The organism is Gordonia sp. NPDC003504 (genome assembly GCF_053587995.1).
The window spans coordinates 66,876-83,211 of record NZ_JBSFPC010000004.1 but is presented as its reverse complement, the minus strand read 5'-3'; the positions used below and the strand labels follow the sequence as shown (position 1 = coordinate 83,211).

At 66.7% G+C, this 16,336-nt stretch carries 14 protein-coding genes; 9 read left to right on the top strand and 5 right to left on the bottom strand.

Translation table 11 applies throughout. The features are described 5' to 3' along the window. Positions 1 to 199: 199 nt before the first annotated feature. The gene (locus ACWDPV_RS09860) at positions 200 to 1,705 is read right to left on the bottom strand and encodes a class I adenylate-forming enzyme family protein (protein WP_449742802.1); all 1,506 of its coding nucleotides are present in this window, start codon (positions 1,703 to 1,705) and stop codon (positions 200 to 202) included. A 521-nt stretch (positions 1,706 to 2,226) separates the two neighbouring features. On the opposite strand from ACWDPV_RS09860, the gene ACWDPV_RS09855 reads away from it, so the two are divergent. The 4 genes from ACWDPV_RS09855 to ACWDPV_RS09840 are packed head-to-tail and all read left to right on the top strand — an operon-like array spanning position 2,227 to position 6,011. Continuing rightward, entirely contained in the window at positions 2,227 to 2,697 is a 471-nt protein-coding gene (locus tag ACWDPV_RS09855; protein ID WP_449742801.1) for a MaoC/PaaZ C-terminal domain-containing protein, read from the top strand. An 18-nt stretch (positions 2,698 to 2,715) separates the two neighbouring features. Next, on the top strand, positions 2,716 to 3,177 hold the full coding sequence (locus ACWDPV_RS09850; protein ID WP_449742800.1) for a helix-turn-helix transcriptional regulator: 462 nt from the start codon (positions 2,716 to 2,718) through the stop codon (positions 3,175 to 3,177). Positions 3,178 to 3,190: 13 nt separating this feature from the next. Next, positions 3,191 to 3,604: a VOC family protein gene (locus ACWDPV_RS09845; protein ID WP_449742799.1), complete on the top strand. Its 414-nt coding sequence runs from the start codon at positions 3,191 to 3,193 to the stop codon at positions 3,602 to 3,604. Between the two features lie 28 nt (positions 3,605 to 3,632). Next, complete coding sequence (locus tag ACWDPV_RS09840; RefSeq protein WP_449742798.1) at positions 3,633 to 6,011, top strand: ATP-binding cassette domain-containing protein; 2,379 nt, start codon at positions 3,633 to 3,635, stop codon at positions 6,009 to 6,011. A gap of 24 nt (positions 6,012 to 6,035) precedes the next feature. Here ACWDPV_RS09840 and ACWDPV_RS09835 read toward each other — a convergent pair whose 3' ends face one another. Both ACWDPV_RS09835 and ACWDPV_RS09830 read right to left on the bottom strand, forming a co-directional pair. Next, positions 6,036 to 6,575 carry an FKBP-type peptidyl-prolyl cis-trans isomerase gene (locus ACWDPV_RS09835; protein ID WP_449742797.1) on the bottom strand — a complete coding sequence of 180 codons (540 nt, stop codon included), beginning with the start codon at positions 6,573 to 6,575 and terminating at the stop codon, positions 6,036 to 6,038. Between the two features lie 55 nt (positions 6,576 to 6,630). Then, positions 6,631 to 7,671 carry an LLM class F420-dependent oxidoreductase gene (locus tag ACWDPV_RS09830; protein WP_449742796.1) on the bottom strand — a complete coding sequence of 347 codons (1,041 nt, stop codon included), beginning with the start codon at positions 7,669 to 7,671 and terminating at the stop codon, positions 6,631 to 6,633. Positions 7,672 to 7,830: 159 nt separating this feature from the next. On the opposite strand from ACWDPV_RS09830, the gene ACWDPV_RS09825 reads away from it, so the two are divergent. Then, positions 7,831 to 8,418 (top strand): PadR family transcriptional regulator, encoded by a 588-nt coding sequence (locus ACWDPV_RS09825; protein WP_449742795.1) that lies wholly within the window; start codon positions 7,831 to 7,833, stop codon positions 8,416 to 8,418. A gap of 1 nt (position 8,419) precedes the next feature. Here ACWDPV_RS09825 and ACWDPV_RS09820 read toward each other — a convergent pair whose 3' ends face one another. Continuing rightward, a complete protein-coding gene (locus ACWDPV_RS09820; protein WP_449742794.1) occupies positions 8,420 to 8,827 on the bottom strand; it encodes a nuclear transport factor 2 family protein in 408 nt (135 codons plus the stop codon). Positions 8,828 to 8,905: 78 nt separating this feature from the next. Here ACWDPV_RS09820 and ACWDPV_RS09815 point away from each other — a divergent pair, with 78 nt between their 5' ends. Further along, positions 8,906 to 9,217, top strand: coding sequence for a hypothetical protein (locus ACWDPV_RS09815; protein WP_449742793.1), 312 nt, complete (start codon positions 8,906 to 8,908; stop codon positions 9,215 to 9,217). 103 nt (positions 9,218 to 9,320) lie between these two features. Here the strand turns inward: ACWDPV_RS09815 and ACWDPV_RS09810 are convergent, their stop codons facing one another. Then, positions 9,321 to 10,313: an isopenicillin N synthase family dioxygenase gene (locus ACWDPV_RS09810; RefSeq protein WP_449742792.1), complete on the bottom strand. Its 993-nt coding sequence runs from the start codon at positions 10,311 to 10,313 to the stop codon at positions 9,321 to 9,323. 387 nt (positions 10,314 to 10,700) lie between these two features. Between ACWDPV_RS09810 and ACWDPV_RS09805 the strand changes: the two genes are divergently transcribed. The 3 genes from ACWDPV_RS09805 to ACWDPV_RS09795 are packed head-to-tail and all read left to right on the top strand — an operon-like array spanning position 10,701 to position 16,311. Next, complete coding sequence (locus tag ACWDPV_RS09805; protein WP_449742791.1) at positions 10,701 to 12,176, top strand: DUF3375 domain-containing protein; 1,476 nt, start codon at positions 10,701 to 10,703, stop codon at positions 12,174 to 12,176. Then, positions 12,173 to 12,973 (top strand): DUF4194 domain-containing protein, encoded by an 801-nt coding sequence (locus ACWDPV_RS09800; protein WP_449742790.1) that lies wholly within the window; start codon positions 12,173 to 12,175, stop codon positions 12,971 to 12,973. The genes ACWDPV_RS09805 and ACWDPV_RS09800 overlap by 4 nt, the downstream gene beginning before the upstream one ends. Further along, positions 12,970 to 16,311: an ATP-binding protein gene (locus ACWDPV_RS09795; protein WP_449742988.1), complete on the top strand. Its 3,342-nt coding sequence runs from the start codon at positions 12,970 to 12,972 to the stop codon at positions 16,309 to 16,311. Before ACWDPV_RS09800 ends, ACWDPV_RS09795 begins: the two co-directional genes overlap by 4 nt. The last annotated feature ends 25 nt before the right edge of the window (positions 16,312 to 16,336 follow it).

Genomic DNA, 16,336 nt, shown 5'->3' with positions numbered 1-16,336 from the left:
GAGTACTCCTCCTCGGGTTCGGTAGAACAGCGGGGTTCGGTTTGGGGGGTTCGGTTTTCTTTTTTTTGGGGGGGTGGGTTGAGGGCTCGGTGATCGGTTCGGTCACCGCGAGTGGGCGGCAACGCGCGTCATCTCGGCACGACCGGACAGCCCCCATCGCGGGACTGCGACGGACACGAAAAGTGCTGTGGGGTTAGGGTCAGGCGGGCGAGGGGGTGGACAGGCGGGCGCGGAGTCCCGGCTTGTCGATCTTGCCCACGGGATTTCGGGGGAGTGCCTCGACGACGTGGATGACCGCGGGCCGCTTGACGGCGGTCAGCCGGGACTCGAGATGGTGGGCGAGATCGTCGGCGGAGATCTCCCGGTCCGGGTAGGCCACCACGAAGGCGATGGGCACTTCGCCGTAGACCTCATCGGGCGCACCGACGACGGCGCATTCGAGGACGTCGCCGTGGGTGGCGAGCGCGTTCTCGATCTCCTTGGGGTACAGGTTCTCTCCGCCGCGGATGATCATGTCCTTGATCCGGTCGACCAGCGTGAGGTAACCGTCGGCGTCAAGGCTCCCGACATCACCGGTGTGCAGCCGCCCGCCGACGATCGTCGCCTCGGTGGCCTCCGGCCGATTCAGGTAGCCGCGCATGACATTCGGACCCGTGATGACCACCTCGCCCACCTCCCCGGGCCGCAGGTCGGTGCCATCCGGGTCGACGATCGCGATCTGCTGGCCGGGGACGGCCGGTCCGACGGTCCCGAGTTTGCGGACTCCGTGGCGCGGATTGCAGGCGGAGGCACATGTTCCCTCGGTGAGTCCGTACCCCTCCAGGATCGGGATGCCGAACAGGTTCTCGACCCGGCCCAGTAGTTCCTTGGAGATCGGCGCGGCACCGCAGATCGCGAAGCGCAGGGACCCCAGTGACTTCTCCGCGACATCGTTGTGCGACGCCAGCAGCGCATAGATCGTCGGAACCGCCGAGAAGTAGGTGGGACGCAGACGTGCCACGTCGTCGAAGAATCGCGAAACGGAGAACTTCCCGGTGATACTCAGCTGCCCGCCCGCCAGCATCGGCGCGAGGAAGCTGACACAGATCGCGTTGACATGGAACAGCGGCAGGATCAGCAGTGCGTGATCGTCGGATCGCAGATCCAGGAGCGTGACCATGGCCGTGGCCATGTGGCGCAGATTCGCATGCGTGAGCCGGACACCCTTGGGCCGCCCGGTCGATCCGGACGTGTAGATGAGTAGGGCGTCGACGTCGGCCGCGTCGTCGGCCGGTCCACCGAGATCGGCGGGAAGCGATCCGGTGGCGCTCAGATCATCGGTACTGCTCAGATCGTTCACGTCGATCACCGCACATCCGGCCACCTCCGGCCGGGTCGCTGCGGTCGTGTCGTCGACGACGACGATGCGCGCCACCGCGTCGGTGAGCTGGTACTCGGCCTCGGTTGCGGTGAATGCGGGATTCACCGGTGTCCCGATGGCCCCCAGCCGCCAGGCCGCCTGCAGCACGACGAGCAGTTCGACGCGGTTGGGGAGCAATGTCGCGACGACGTCGCCGGCGCGTATCCCGCGCCGGTGCAGGGCGCCGGCGGCCGCGTCCACCGCCTCCGCGAACCCGCGATAGGACAACTCGACGGCATCGTCGCGGACGCAGGGCGCCTCGTCGCGGTCGAGAAGATCCCAGGAGAAGTAGGAGGAGCTGATCACTGCGCAGTGGCCTTCCGTGTGAGGTGGTGTGACCTCTGACACTAGAAAGTAAGAATGTGATCTGATACGGCCTCGGGAGCCAGACTTTTCCGGCCGCATTGTGCCCGGGAGACAAATTGTGCCCGGGAGACAAATTGTGCCTGGGAGCCAAAGGGCGACGCACCGTCGATCCCGACCGGCATCACGACCACGTCCGACACCACCGTCCCGGCAGGGCGCCCACCAGATTGTCCGAGCACAAAGAACTCCGACCGAGGATGCCGGGTCGGGGGTCTGGCACTCTCGGTCGGAGCTATCTATGTCTTCGGCGCCACCCACCCGGGTGTTACACATCCCGAGAGATTCCTTTCGTCGGCCGCGTCGACAGCGCTCGCCTCACCGTTGACAGCGCCCTCCTCACCGTTGACAGCGCCCTCAGACATTCGGGGGCTGCCTCCCGCGGGTACGGCGGGTGTCCGCCGGGCGGTACGGTCATAGAGCTTTCCGACACGCCGCGGCCCGCAGAGGAGTGATCACCGCCGATGACCGATACGAGCCCGAATCCCACCCTCGTCTACGCCGACGATCTCTCCGTCGGCACCCGATACGAGTTCGACCCACATCACGTCACCGAGGCCGCCATCGTCGAGTACGCCTCGGCGTGGGACCCGCAGTCGTTCCACATCGACCGCGCCGCCGCCGATGCGGGCGCGTTCGGGGGCCTGATCGCTAGCGGAATCCACACCCTGGCCGTCGCACAGCGCCTGTCGGTTGACGCGGTGCTGCACACCTGGGATGTGATCGCCGGACGTCGGCTCACCGAGGTGGAGTTCCTCGCCCCGGTCCGCCCCGACGACGATCTGGGCGGATTCCTCGAGATCGAGGGCGTCGACTTCGACGACCGTGGGCGCGCGCTGGTCACCCATCGATGCGATGTGATCAATCAGTCCGGCATCACCGTGCTCCGGATACGCGTGCAGGCCTACGTTCGGGCGCGTCCGACGACCCGGTGATATGCCAGGATCGGTGAGGTGACCCGCCGCGACGACTCCTCCACCGCGCAACGTCGGCAGGATCTGGAGCGATTGCGCAGGGTCCGCGATCGGATCGACCGTGACTACGCGCAACCACTCGATGTCGAGGCCCTCGCCCGCGGCGCGCACATGTCGGCCGGCCACCTGAGCCGCGAGTTCCGACGCGCCTACGGGGAGTCGCCGTATTCCTACCTGATGACCCGGCGGATCGAGCGGGCCATGTCACTGCTCCGCCGCGGAGACGTATCGGTCACCGAGTCCTGCTTCACCGTCGGCTGCTCATCGCTGGGCACCTTCAGCACCCGGTTCACCGAACTGGTCGGGATGTCACCGAGTGAGTACCGCCGGCGTGCCGCCGACCTCGCGGCCGGGGTGTCCACCGACGGCATCCCCGCATGTGTCGCCAAACAGGTCACCAAACCGATCAGGAATCGAGAAGTCCCCGGCCCCGCGAGTTAGTAGCGTGAGCGGCATGACCATCACCATCCACTACGCGTTCCTGCCACAGACCGATCCCGACGCCGCGTTGGGCTTCTACCGCGACACACTCGGATTCGAGGTCCGCAACGACGTCGGCTACCACGGCATGCGCTGGATCACCGTGGGCCCACCGAACCAACCGCAGACCTCGATCGTGTTGCAACCACCGGCCGCCGACCCGGGTATCACCGACGACGAGCGCCAGACCATCCTCGACCTGATCGCCAAGGGCACCTACGGCGCCGGCCTGACGTTGGCCACCGACGACCTCGACGGCCTCTTCGCCCGACTCGAAGCCGCCGGTACCGAGGTGGTCCAGGAACCGATGGACCAGCCCTACGGCGTCCGTGATTGCGCATTCCGCGACCCGACCGGCAACCTCCTGCGCATCAATCAGGCATCCTGAACCCCACCCCCGAACAGACGGAGATCCGATGAGCCGGACGCCCCGTGCGTCAACACTCCACCCCGCCGACACCCACGACATCATTCGTGTGCACGGCGCCCGCGAGAACAATCTCCGCAACGTCGACGTCGAGATCCCCAAGCGCCGGCTGACCGTCTTCACCGGAGTGTCCGGGTCGGGGAAGAGTTCACTGGTCTTCGCGACGATCGCCGCCGAATCCCAGCGGATGATCAACGAGACCTACAGCGCGTTCGTGCAGGGGTTCATGCCGACGTTGGGTCGGCCCGACGTCGACGTGCTCGAGGGACTGACCACCGCGATCATCGTCGATCAGGAACGGATGGGCGCCAATCCGCGGTCGACCGTCGGTACCGCCACCGACGCGAACGCCATGCTGCGGATCCTGTTCAGCCGGTTGGGAACACCGAGGATCGGTTCGCCGCAGGCATTCTCGTTCAATGTCGCCTCGGTGTCCGGGGCGGGTGCGGTGGAGATCGAACGCGGTGGACGAAAGGTGAAGGAACGCAAGGAGTTCAGCGTCACCGGCGGCATGTGCCCGACGTGTGAGGGACGCGGCGATGTCTCCGACTTCGACCTCGGGGCGCTCTATGACGACACGAAGTCCCTCAACGAGGGAGCCCTGACCATCCCGGGCTATTCGATGGACGGGTGGTACGGGCGGATCTATCGCGAGTCCGGGTTCTTCGACCCGGACAAACCCATCGCGAAGTTCACCAAGCGGCAACTCGACATCCTGCTGTACTCCGAACCCAAGCGGATCAAGGTCGAGGGCATCAACGTCACATTCGAGGGTCTCATCCCGAAGATCCAGAAGTCGTTCCTCTCCAAGGACCGGGAAGCGATGCAGCCGCACATCCGTGCCTTCGTCGACCGTGCGATCACCTTCACCGTCTGTCCGGACTGCCACGGCACGCGACTGAGCGAGTTGGCCCGATCCTCGACCATCGACGGCGTCAGCATCGCCGACGCCTGCGCCATGCAGATCACCGACCTGGCGCAGTGGGTGGGCGGACTCGACGATCCCGGCGTCGCACCGCTGCTGACCTCCCTGACCGAGTTGCTCGACTCCTTCGTCGACATCGGCCTCGGCTATCTATCCCTGGACCGTCCCTCGGGGACGCTGTCGGGTGGAGAGTCACAGCGCACCAAGCTGATCCGGCATCTCGGTTCGTCGCTGACCGACGTCACCTATGTGTTCGACGAACCGACGATCGGCCTGCACCCGCACGACATCACCCGGATGAACGATCTGCTGATCCAGTTGCGCGACAAGGGCAACACCGTCCTGGTGGTCGAGCACAAACCGGAGGCGATCGCGATCGCCGACCACGTCGTCGACATCGGTCCCGGTGCCGGAAAGGACGGCGGCACCATCGTTTTCGAGGGCGGCGTCGAGGAGCTGCGCCACAGCGACACCCTCACCGGACGTCACCTCGACGACCGGTCGGCGTGCAAGGACGTGGTGCGCCAACCGACCGGCGCCGTCGAGATCCGCGGCGCCGACACCCACAACCTGCGCGACGTCGACGTCGACATCCCGCTCGGTGTGCTCGTGGTGCTCACCGGCGTCGCGGGATCCGGCAAGAGTTCCCTCATCGGCGGTTCGGTCGCCTCCCACGACGGCGTGGTCACCATCGACCAGGGAGCGATCAAGGGATCGCGACGCAGCAACCCGGCCACCTACACCGGTCTGCTCGAACCCATCCGCAAGGCCTTCGCCAAGGCCAACGGCGTCAAACCCGCACTGTTCAGCGCCAACTCCGAGGGCGCGTGTCCCAACTGCAAGGGGGCCGGCGTCGTCTACTCCGACCTCGCGATGATGGCCGGGGTGTCGACCATCTGCGAGGTCTGCGAGGGCAAACGGTTCCTCGCCGAGGTCCTCGATTACACCTTCGGCGACCGCAACATCGACGAGGTCCTCGGCATGTCGGTGGCCACGGCGCACACGTTCTTCGCCGACGGGGACGCGAAAGTTCCGGCCGCACACAAGATCCTGACGCGGCTGGTCGACGTGGGTCTGGGATACCTCACCATCGGGCAGCCGCTGACCACCCTGTCCGGCGGCGAACGCCAACGACTGAAGCTCGCCTCCCAGATGGGGGACAAGGGCGACATCTACGTCCTCGACGAACCCACCTCAGGACTGCATCTCGCCGACGTCGAAGCGCTGCTGGGTCTCCTCGATCGGCTGGTCGATTCCGGGAAGTCGGTGATCGTGATCGAACACCACCAGGCGGTGATGGCCCACGCCGACTGGATCATCGACCTCGGTCCCGGCGCCGGCCACGATGGCGGGCAGGTCGTGTTCGAGGGCACGCCGGCCGATCTCGTCGCCGATCGATCCACCCTCACCGGGCGGCACCTCGCCGACTACGTCGGGGCCTGACCCGGACCCGGCCGGGTGCGCCGGTCAGCCCTGCGCGTCGATGATGGTGAGGGCGAACACGAGGGTGTCGCCGGCGTCGATCCCGGCGTCGGCGTTGCCGGTGGTGTACCCGTCGGCCGGGGCGATCGCCACCGCGACCGTCGACCCGACCCGCTGCCCGCCGATGGCCTTGGCGAACCCGGGGATCACCTGGGCCAGCGAGAAACTGGCCGGCCTGCCGCGCTGGTAGCTGCTGTCGAACTGGATGCCGGTCCGGCCGTTCACGCCGACATAGCTGACCTCGACGATCGTCGACTGTGACACGGTCTCGCCGGTGCCCTCGGTGAGCACGTGCACCTGAGTCTGTTCGACCGCGAACGGGGTGGTGACCTTGACGGTGGGTGGAGTGCTCGTGTTCTGCGATGCGGCCACCGTCACACTGCCGGTGGTCCCATCGAGCTTCCAGCTGGCACCCGGCGCGGAGCTGCCGCCCCCGTCCGATCCGCCATCATCGGAGCCACACCCGCTGACCACCAGAACAGCGAGAACGGCCAGGATCCCGAGGACTCCACGTACTGTACGCATGGTGCTCGACGCTACCGGGTGTGCGCCGGCCGGCCGGCGCACACCCGCAGGCCGGTCAGCTCGACTGCACCAGCGACGCCAACTGTTCCACCTCGGCGACGCTGCCCGGCGAGACGAGCATCGTCGTCACGCCCGCCTTCTCCCAGATCCCGATCTGCTCGCGAACGTACTCGCGGTCGCCGACGATGGCCGAATCATCGACCACCGCGTCGGGGATGATCGCCGCCGCCTCGTCCTTGCGTCCGGATCGGAACAGCGCGGTCACCTCGTCGACCACCTCGCCGTACCCCATGCGGCGATACACCTCGGCGTGGAAGTTGGTGTCCTCGCTGCCCATTCCGCCCATGTAGAGCGCCAGGAACGGCTTGATCGCCGCGTAGGTGGCCGCCCGGTCGTCGGTGATCACGATCTGCGCGGTGGCACAGATCTCGAAGTCCGCGCGGCTGCGGCGGGCGCCCGCTCGCGCGAATCCCTCGTCGAGCCAGGCGTTGTAGGTGTCGGCCATCCGGGGTGTGTAGAACAGCGGCAGCCAGCCGTCGGCGATCTCGGCGGCCAGCGCGATGTTCTTGGGTCCCTCCGCGCCGAGCATCACCGGGATGTCGGCGCGCAACGGATGGGTGATCGGCTTGAGGGATTTGCCGAGTCCGGTCGAACCGGGACCGGTGTAGGGCAACCGATAGTGCGGGCCGGCGCTCTCGACCGGCGCCTCACGGGCCCACACCTGCCGCATGATGTCGACATATTCGCGGGTTCGGGCCAGCGGTTTCTCGAATTTCTGGCCGTACCAGCCCTCCACCACCTGCGGGCCCGACACACCGAGTCCGACGATGTGTCGGCCGCCGGAGAGATGATCGAGGGTCAGGGCCGCCATCGCGCACGCCGTCGGCGTGCGCGCCGACATCTGCAGCACCGACGTGCCCAGGCGTACCCGCTCGGTAGACGAACCCCACCACGCCAACGGCGTGTAGGCATCCGAACCCCAGGCCTCCGCGGTGAAGATCGCGTCGAACCCGGCGGATTCGGCCGCCGCCACCAGTCCCTTGTGGGCGGGCACGGGTTGCGCGCCCCAATACCCCAGTTGCAGACCGAGTTTCATTCTCGCGGGCCCTTTCCTCGACCATCGGCGATGAAGCGATGCATCGAACCTATACCGCCCGGTCCACCATCCTCAAGGGATCGGCAGTCAATTCCTTTACCATAGGTACGTCGCCACCGAACGCTCCCGGCGGCCACGCCGACCGAGGAGGGGATCGTCATGTCTTTGCGTCACGCGATTCTGGCCGAGTTGATCAACGGCGAGGCGTCGGGCTATCAACTCGCCAAGACCTTCGATGTCGCGGTCGCGAGCTTCTGGTTCGCCACCCCGCAACAGTTGTACGCGGAGTTGCCCCGCCTCGAGGCCGCCGGTCTGATCAGCGGCCGCGAGGTCATCCAGCAGGGCCGTCCCAACAAGCGGGTCTACGCGATCACCGACGTCGGCCGGGACGCGTTGCGGGTGTTCGTCGAGGGCGCCTCGAAACCGACCTTCATGCGCGACGAGCTCCTCGTGCGTGTGCGGGCCTGCGACATCGGCGACACCCCCGCACTGATCGAGGACCTGCGCGGCCGCGCCGAGTCGGCGCTGGCCAAGGCCCGTCTCATCGAAGGGTTGTTGTGCAAGGTGCGCGGCGACGTCTCCGAAGATCGCTTTCTCGCCGAAAGTTCGCCCGTGGGACCATATCTCACCGGACTGCGCGGCATCGCCTTCGAACGTGAGAATGCCGCATGGTGCCGGCGCGCCGCCGACGTCCTGACGGCCCGGATGACCGCCACGGCGCGGAGCGACGGCGCGGACGCGCCCTGACTCAGCCCTGATTCCCGCCGGCGGCCGCCGCCTCGGCGCGGATCCGGTCGAACTGCGCACCCATCGCCTCGGCCACCGCGGTGGCCCCGGACAGTGGCCGCACCATCACCATCAGGTCATCGATCCGGCCATCGGCGTCGACGTGGATGAAGTCGCAGCCGGTGATCGATTTCCCGCTCACCGTGGCGGTGAACATCAACGCACTGTCGGCGACACCGGCAGATCCGAACTCGCGGATGTAGCCGAAGTCCTCGAACACCCGCATCACGGCACGCAGGATCGCCGCGGTGATCGCCTTGCCCTCGTACGGCGCGAACGCCACGGGACTGGTGAACACCACGTCGTCGGCGAGCAACGCCTCGATCGCCGTCGTGTCGCCGCGTTCGACGGCCTCGCGGAATTCCTTCATCGAACACTCCTGATCATGGAACACCTATGGTCATGAAATTGAGTATGACGGGGATACTACCGTGACGTCCTCGCCGATATGCCATTGATCGAGATCACCCGCATCGGAGACGGTGACCCGATTCCGCTGTCCGGCGGGGCAGACCAGCCCTTCGACGGCATCCGCGCGCTCGGGATGGGCGACGTCGTCGCCAGTGCGGGCGTCGGGCGGGCGCCGGCGTTGCACGGCGCCGGGGTCACCGAGGCGTTGGCCCGCCGGGTAGAGCGCGGCGGCAGTTATCGGGTGCATGTGTCGCCGGTGGCGGTGCGCATCGCTACCTCGATCCGGAGGCCTTCACCGCCGACACCGCACTCGGTGCCTATCAGGGCGTCACCCATCAGGTCCGGATGAGCGGCACGCCCGGGGCGAACGCACCATCCTGGTGCCGCGTGGTTCCTGCCGTCCGGAGTGGCTGCCGATGAGTCCGTCCCGTGACGACAGTTGCCCCCTCCGGTCAGTACGACGCGGCCGGGCCCGTCGGGGTGATCCCGTGATGACGTTGTGCGACATCGGGATGCGCCCGGGTACGCGACTTCCACGCGTTCTCCCCGTAGGTGGCATAGATCGGGTTGGCCGGATCGGCTTCGACGCCGCGTGAGCGGGCGGCGAGTTCCGGAGGCAGGTCGATGATCGGTATCACCGCATCGAGGGCGGGATTGAGGAAGAACGGGATCGAGATGCGATCGGTTCCCGGTTTCGGTGCGCGCACCCGGTGACGGGTGGCTCGCAGATAGCCTCCGGTCGCGACTTCGAGCAGTTCACCGACATTGACGATGAACGCGCCGCGCACCGGCGGCACATCGATCCACTCACCGCCGGTGGTCTCAACCTGCAGTCCCGCCGATCCCGGGTCGACGAGCAGAAGCGTCAGGACACCCGAATCCTTGTGCGCCCCAACGCCTTGCTCACGATCGGCGGTGCCCGGGTAGCGCACCACCTTCAGCAAGGTGGCCGGCGCGTGGGCAAACGCCTCGTCGAAGTGGTCCTCCGAGGCGCCCAGCGACAACGACCACTGCCGCAGCAGCCGCAGCCCGACCTCGGACAGGGAGTCACTCCACGATCCGAACACCTCACGAAACCGCGAGGGTCGCGTCGGCCACAGGTTCGGGCCCTGAAGGTTCCAATAGCCGTCAGCGTTGTCGATGACCGGTCGATCTGGACCCAGATCGATCTGTTCACGCCAGTCGACCCGCCCGTTGGTGAGTTCTCCGCCCAGTCGCGAGTAGCCGCGGAAATGCGGGCTGTCCAGCTGGCTGATCTCGTCCTTCTCCGCATCGTCGAGGGCGAAGAACTCGCGGGCCACTCCCACCGCGGCCGACATCTGTTCGGCGGGTATCCCGTGGCCGGTCAGGTAGAAGAATCCGTGCACATGCGTGGCCTCGCGCAGCGCGAGCCGAAAACCCTCCGGATCGGTATCGGCGTCGGCGAGATCCAGGATCGGCAGCATGTGCTCCACTCTGGCACCGCCGTCGCAACCATGCCAGGCCGCTGACCCCTTCGACCCACCGCGGCGTCAACACCGCTTCACCGACAGCGCTCTGCTCCTCACTGACGGCGCCCTTTCCTCACCGACGGCGCTCTGTGCGTCGTTGGCTTCTGTCATCGGGGCGCCGTCAACGTCCGGCAGAGCGCTGTCGATGCGGGCGAGAGCGCCGTCAACGACGTGCGCGGGCATCGACCCCAGCCGATCGACCTGCGGATACCTCGATGCCTCCACACGTGCCACCGGGCGACGCGGGCGAGGCGACCCGGCCGTGGGACACTACCTCGGGTCCGAATGTCCCTGACGAAGTGTCCCCGACGAACTGTTTCCCGACGAACCCACGAGGCGGCCATGGAGAGTGTGCAACAGCCGGCGCTGGCGCAGGCGTGGGAGGCCAATCGCTCGATCCAGAAGTCTGCCGCCGTGCGCCTCTTCGCGGCCACCAACTCCGCTCTCTACGTCACCCTGATGGAGCGCCACCTCGACTTCGGCTCGCGACGGTCGGAGACCGACCTGGCGGTCCGCCTCGATCGCGACATCGCCGACCTCGGTCTCACCGACCAGCCCCAAGGACTCGACCTCATCAAACTGTGGGCCAAGAACGGATGGCTGCACCGGATGCCCGATCCGGCGGTCACCGGGCAGAATCTGTGCCACCTGACGCCCGAGGCTCGCTCGGTCCTCGATTACACCCGCCGGTTGCGTCGTGAGGATTCGGTGGCCACCGGTGGGTCCATCAACGGCATCGCCGCGGGCCTGCGGCGCGTCGCCGGACAGGTCAGCGACGACGCGGACGCACTGCGCGAGGACCTCACCCAACAGATCGAGGAACTCGACGCCGAACTGGCGGACCTCGATGCCGGTCGTCGGCGCGAGCCCGACCTGGCCGCCGCCGAGGACGAGGCCCGCGCCATCGCCTATCAGATGGAACAGGTCATCTCCGACATCGGTCAGTACGGCAGCATGCTCGATCGCATCACCACCGCGCTGCTCGACGATCCCGGCGATTCCGACCTCGCCTACCGGGATCGGCAACGGCAGATGTTCGACGACTACGAATCGCTGCTGGAGTCGTCACAGAGCGCCTCCTACCACGCTTTCACGACGATGATCGGCGACCCCGCACAACGCGCGAAGCTGATCGCCGACATCGACACCGTCATCGCCCGTCTCCCCGGTATCGATCCGGCGCTGCGGTCGGTGATGGACAACTTCTTCGTCCTCGTCACCCAGCAGATCGGTGAGGTCGGCCGGATCCGTCGGCGCTGCGCCCGCCGCATCCGCCGATTCGTCGCCTCCGGCACCCTCGAACAGAGCCGCGGCATCGCCCGCCAGCTCAACGACGCGTTGTCGACGGCGAACGAGTTGCTGTCGACATCGCTGTCGGATCGTCGCCTCGGCTACGAATTGCCCCTGGCCACAACGTCATTGACCTCCATCGGCCGACTGGCGTTCGAGATCCGCAATCCCGAACCACCGACCCCGGCGCTCATCGCCGACGGACAGGCCGATCTCGACTCGTTCGTGTCGCTGGCCGGCCAGGTCGACACCGTCGAACTCACCGAGCGCGTCAACGACGCCCTGCACACCGGTCCGGTCACCCTCGCCGAGGCCATCGACTCGCTCGACGAACCGTATCTGGCCCATGTGATCGTGTTGTGGTCGTGGGCGTTGCGCCAACCCGGGGCGTCGGCGCCTCCCCCAACCGCATCCACGCCGACCTCGGTCCTCCGCTTCCGCTCGCTCGATGGCGACGACCGCTTCATCGAGGTACCGAGCCTCACCTTCACCGAACCGATTCCGACCGCGGAGGCCGACACCCTGTGACCGACAATCGCGACCACGGCACCGCCGTCGACCCTGCCACCACCGACGAGTTCCGCGGCTACGACGACCTGCCCGCCGTCGCCCGGACCGCCACCGTCGACGACAGCCCGAAGGTGCCGCGTTTCGACGGCGACCTCAGCGAGATGCCCGACCGTGCGTGCTGGGCGTTGCAGAACCTGGTGACCCGCCGCTACGTGAGTGCCGATCGCACCCCGCAGCTGTGGTCGTGGGTCCTCGAGTATCAGGATCGGCTGCGTGTACGGCTGTCCGAACTCGATCTGCGCCTGCGGCTGGTCACCGAACTCGAGGTCGCCTTCGTCGAGCAGGTGGGCTATGACTCACGCTGGGGTAGAAGGCTTCTCAAACGAGAGACCATCCAGACCTATGATGCGATCCTGGCTCTGCATCTGGCCAAACACATGCGGGCCGCGCGCGAGGAACAAGTGCTGATCACCCACGAGGAGATCCACGAATTGTTCGCGGGCGTGTCGAATACGATCGACCGGGACCTGACACTGTTCGACAAGCGCATCGACAAGGCCATCGACAAACTCGAGGAGCTCGAGTTCCTGCGTCGTCACCGCGACGACCCCGACACTTTCACCGTCAGCCCGGTGATCACCGCGGTGATGACCGCCTCGGTCATCACCGATCTCCAACACCAGTTCGAGGTGTTCATCGGTTCCGGCGAAGTCGGTGACGAAGACGCGGAGGACACGCCGTCGGATCACGACGGCGCCGATCCGGTGGATCTCGATGCCGACGATATCGACGACGAGGGGGATGACCAATGGTGAGCAGCCGCGTCGATCAGTTCCACCTCTCCCGGCTGCAACTGATCAACTGGGGTGTCTTCGACGGGTACCACTCGATTCCGTTCAGCGTCAACGGGTCTCTGGTCACCGGCTCGTCCGGCAGTGGTAAGTCGTCACTGCTGGACGCGATCTCGCTGGCCTTCCTGCCCGATCATCGGCGCAACTTCAACGCCTCCGGCGACGCCACGGCCGCCGGTTCGGCCAGTGGCAAACGCACGGTCGGCAAGTACGTCCGCGGCGCGTGGGGCGAGCGCCGCGACGGGGTCAATTCCACCCGCGAGGTGATGTATCTGCGCGGCACGGGTCCGGCGTGGGCGGCCATCGCGGTCACCTACACCTCCGATTCGGGTGCCGCGATCACCGGGCTGGTGCTCAAATGGCTTGCCGCAGGCAAGATGACAGATGCGCACAGCGCCTACTTCCTGACCGAGGGTGACGCCGACATCGTCGAGGCCTGCAACGAGTGGGCGCAGGGCAATCACAACGCCGCCCGACTCCGTGAACGTGGCTGGCGCGGTGGTCCCGGTGAGGGCAAGTACCTCGCATCCCTGTACTCACTGATCGGCATCCGCGGATCCGATGCGGCCCAACAACTTCTCGGAAAGGCCAAGTCGCTCAAGAGCGTCGGTGGCCTGGCGCAGTTCGTCCGCGAGTTCATGCTCGACGAACCGACGAGCATTGTCGGCATCAAGGATGCTCTCGAGCAGATCGATCCGTTGGTCGACGCACGTGAACTCCTCGACATCGCCCGGCGTAAACGCACCATTCTCGGTGACATCGAGGCGATCCAGGAACGTTACGCGACCGAGGCGGCGAAGTTCTCGGTCCTCGACACCATCGACACCGCCGCCGTACGCGCCTACCTGACCAATCTGCGAATCCGGCACGCACAACCGGAGATCGCCGACCTCGACGATCAGATCGAACGCCTCGACGGCGACCTCGAGGCGCTGACCGCCCAACACGATCAGCTGCGGACCGATCACAGTCACCTACTGTCCCGGATCGCTTCGAGCACAGCGGATCTCGCCCCGCTGTCCGAGCAGCTCACCGCCGCCCAGAAGGCCGCCAACGAGGTGTCGATCCGGTTCTCCTCGTATGAGGCGAAACTGTCCGCGCTCGACGTCGAGATCCCGGACACCGCAGAGGATTTCTGGGAATCACGCGAGTTCCTGATCGAGGAGGCCACCCGGATCGACGGGCTCCTCGACGCCGGAAAGGGACACTACGCCGAGGTTCTCGCCCAGGAGGTGGCCGCCCGGACCCGGCGCGACGCCGCGAGGGACGAACTCACCCGCGTCGAGAACGCCGGTTCGGCGCTGCCGCGCTCCGAGCACGAGATGCGCCGGGTGATCGCCGACGCCCTGCAGGTCGACGACACCGAACTGCGCTACGTTGCCGAACTCGTCGAACTCGATCCCGGTCAGGAACGGTGGCGGCCGGCCGTCGAGAAGGTACTGCGCACCGCAGGATTACGACTCCTGGTGCCCGACAGGCATTTCCATGCCGCACTGCGTTTCGTCAATACCCACGACATGCGTGGCCGGATCCAGTTGCACCAGGTCCAGTCCCGTGACGCCGGGGCCGCCGATCCCGGTACGCTCGCCGCGACGCTGCGTCCGGTCGACCCCACCCATCCCAGTTCGGCGGAGGCCCTGACCATCCTCAACCGGTTGGGCAACTACGTCTGCGTCGACGATCCCGCCGAGTTCTCCCGGCACGCGAAGGCAGTCACCGATCGCGGGCTGCGCAAGGATTCGGCCAGACTCGCCATCAAGGATGACCGTCAGACCCTGCGGGCGTCGCAGTTCATCTTCGTCGGCAACGTCGATGCCAAACTCGCCGCCCTGCGCGACGAACTCGATCAGCACGAGAGCAACTATGAGTCGGCCCGCGCGGCGACGGCGTCGATCGAGGCCGACCGATCCGACAAACAACGGCGACGCGACGCGTATCGCAGTGTCTGCGAACAGTTCACCCAGTGGACCGAGATCGATGTCGAGTCGGCCGAGGACCGCGCCGAGCGCCTGTCCGCCCAGTACGAACTGCTGATGGAGGAGCATCCCGACGTCGAGGCCCTGCAACGCAAGGCCGAAGAGATCTGGGAACAGGTGCGCGCGGCGATCTCCAAGGCGGCGCTGGTGCGCGACCGCATCGCCTCCCACGACGAGCGCCGCACCCAGTTGCTCGACCTCACCGACCGACTCACGCCCGAACAGGTCGGTGAGGGCATCGAGGTGGCGCTCGACGGATTCCGGGAGGAGTCGCCGGCCATCCTCGACGTCCTCGCACCCGAACCGTACCGCGCGGAACTGGTGAAGGCGGTCGGCCGGGACCGTGACCGCATGCGCGCCGATGCCCGGCGTTCCCGGGACGAACTCGCACGGATCGTGCGGACTTACGACGAGGAGTTCCCCGACGCCATCCCCAACGACAGCGACGACCTCGACGAGCGGGTCTACGACTACGTCGCGATGTGCCGCCGCATCGACGAACGGGAACTGCCGTCGGCCTACGAACGGATGCGTCGACTGATCACCGAGCAGGCGCCGGGAGCGATCCTCAACCTGCACATGGCCGCAGACGCCGAGGAACGCCGCATCGTCGAACAGATCGAACGCGTCAACACCGGCCTCGGGGCCGTCGCGTTCAACCGCGGTACCCGGCTGCGTCTGCAGCCCGGGCGCAAGCACCTCGCCGCCGCGGCCGAACTGACCGAGAAGGCCCGTCAGATCTCCCGGCGGTCGACCGCGGTCGCCTTCGGCGACGAGCAGGCGATCCTCGAGCAGTATGCCGACATCCTGCTGCTGCGCGAACGTCTCGCGGGTGCCACCCCGGAGGATCGCCAGTGGACCCGCGATGCCCTCGACGTGCGCAACCGTTTCGACTTCTACTGCGAGGAGCACGACGCCACGACCGGCGAGACGATCCGGACCTACAGCAACGCCGGCGACAACTCCGGTGGTGAGCAGGAGAAACTGATGGCGTTCTGTCTGGCCGGAGCGCTCAGCTTCAACCTCGCGAGTCCCGACGGGGACGACAATCGGCCGATCTTCGCGCAGCTGATGCTCGACGAGGCGTTCTCCAAGTCCGATCCGCAGTTCGCCCAGCAGGCCCTCTCGGCGTTCCGCAAGTTCGGGTTCCAGCTGATCATCGTGGCCACCGTGCAGAACACCAGCACCATCCAGCCCTACATCGACAACGTGATCATGGTGTCGAAGACCGAGACGGGTGGGCGGCCGGTCGCCACCGCGACCTCGAAGTCGATCGGTGCGTTCACCGAACTGCGGCGGTCATCGGGCCGCAACCGGCTGATCTGACACGGCTGACCCACCAGAAATCTGA